Annotated in this window: 1 protein-coding gene; it reads right to left on the reverse strand. The window is 67.7% G+C overall.

Annotated elements, in window-relative coordinates; all coding sequences use genetic code 11:
- On the reverse strand, positions 1 to 1,406 hold a 1,406-nt coding region (gene ngcE / locus A2U95_RS23955), incomplete at its 3' end, for an N-acetylglucosamine/diacetylchitobiose ABC transporter substrate-binding protein (protein WP_166026648.1).
- Between the last annotated feature and the right edge of the window lie 278 nt (positions 1,407 to 1,684).

The following is a 1,684-nucleotide window of genomic DNA, read 5'->3' on the forward strand; positions in this document are numbered from 1 at the left end:
TTCTTGATCGCCTCGGCCGGGGTGAGGCGGCCGGCCATCATCTCGCCGATGCCGCCGGTGCCGATCTTCTCCTTCTGCAGGGCGACGTACCAGTCCTGGATGCGCGGGTTGAGGATGTTGTCCCCCGCCTTCTCCAGCGCGGCGACACCCGACGTGAGGCCGGGGGTCAGCTCGATGCCGTCGGTGCCGCCGTCGAGCGCGGACAGCGACTTCACCTTGGAGGTGAAGTTCCTCGACGACTCCTCGCCGAGCATGATGCGCAGCTGCTCCATGCCGCCGGACGGGTTCTTCGCCTTGGCCGGGACGACGAAGGGCTCGGCGCCGGACGCCCAGAGCGTGCCGAAGGGCATCTTGTCGGAGCTGTCCAGGCCGGACGGCGCTCCTATCGACACCCCGAAGTCGTCCGGGATGACCTCCGCCGACTCGTTCTCCACCCACGAGCCGTTCGGGATGAACAGCGCCTTGCCCTCCGCCCAGGCGGCCTGCGACTGGGTGTGCGAGAGACCCGGCGTGCCCTTGAGGACGTAGCCCTTGCGGTAGAGCTCGTAGTAGGCCTCGAAGCAGGCCTTGACGGCCGGGTGCTTCCAGGCGTTGGGCTCCAGGTTGTCGATCGCCTTGAGCACGTCGGCGCCGCCGACCTTGCCGATCATCGCGTAGAGCGAGAAGGGGATGTAGTACGGGTACTGGCCCGGGTAGGTCCAGCCCGCGACGCCCTTCTTCTTCGCCTTCTCGCAGACCGCGAGCATGTCGTCCCAGGTCTCCGGGTACTCCACCTCGAGCTGGTCCAGGGCCTTCTGCGAGTACCAGACGCCGTAGGTGGTGTACGCGTAGTACAGGACGTACACCGGGTCGCCGTCGAACTGGCCCATCTCCACGATGCCGGGGCGCAGGGTGTCGCGGACCTTCTTGTCCGGGTCGTCGAAGGACGGGGCGTCCAGCAGCGGGGTGAGGTCGGCGAGCTGCTTCTGGCCGACCAGGACGCCCATGTCCATCTGCTCGGCGCCCGAGTTGTCGATCAGGTCCGGCGGGGTCCCGCCGTTGAAGCGCGGCTGGAGGGTGGACTGGATCTTCTGGGTGGCCGTGAAGGTCACCTTGGACTTCGGGAAGCTCTTCTCGTAGACCTTGACGGCGTCCTCGCCGTACTCCTTGCCGAAGCCGCCGTTGAAGAGGACGAACTCCATCGGCGCGTCCGCTGCCACGCCCAGGGGGTTCTTCGCCGTCTTCGATCCCTGCGCCGGCTTCTCGGTGTCCTCCCCGCCGCCGCTGGCACAGGCGGAGAGGAAGCCGGTGGCCGGCACGGCGGCAAGGCCGAGCGCGGCGGACCGCTTGATCAGGTCACGGCGTCCGACGCCGTCGACCGCGCCGCTCGTGGTGTTGTTCTCGGCATCGGCGGAAGTGGATCCCATGCGCAAAGTCCTCGCCTTCTCCAGGACTCAGGCGGTGAACCGGAACCCTCCCCGGCACCGCGGTCGGTCTAGCTGGGTCGTGCAGGGGTGGTGCGAGTGGTGCGAGAAACACATACAGCGTCAGCACCCCGGTGGGGGTGGACCGGACCGGCTTCGGTGTGTTGTCCTCCCGGTCCCTGACGATGCCCGACAGGTATAGTCCACTCTCCGCGCGTGGACAAGATCGCACGCAGGGTTCGCGGCGGGTCTTTTCCTACTTGAGACCTCCGGCCGGCCGG

It is taken from the genome of Streptomyces chilikensis, from assembly GCF_001642695.1.
Lineage (GTDB): Bacteria > Actinomycetota > Actinomycetes > Streptomycetales > Streptomycetaceae > Streptomyces > Streptomyces chilikensis.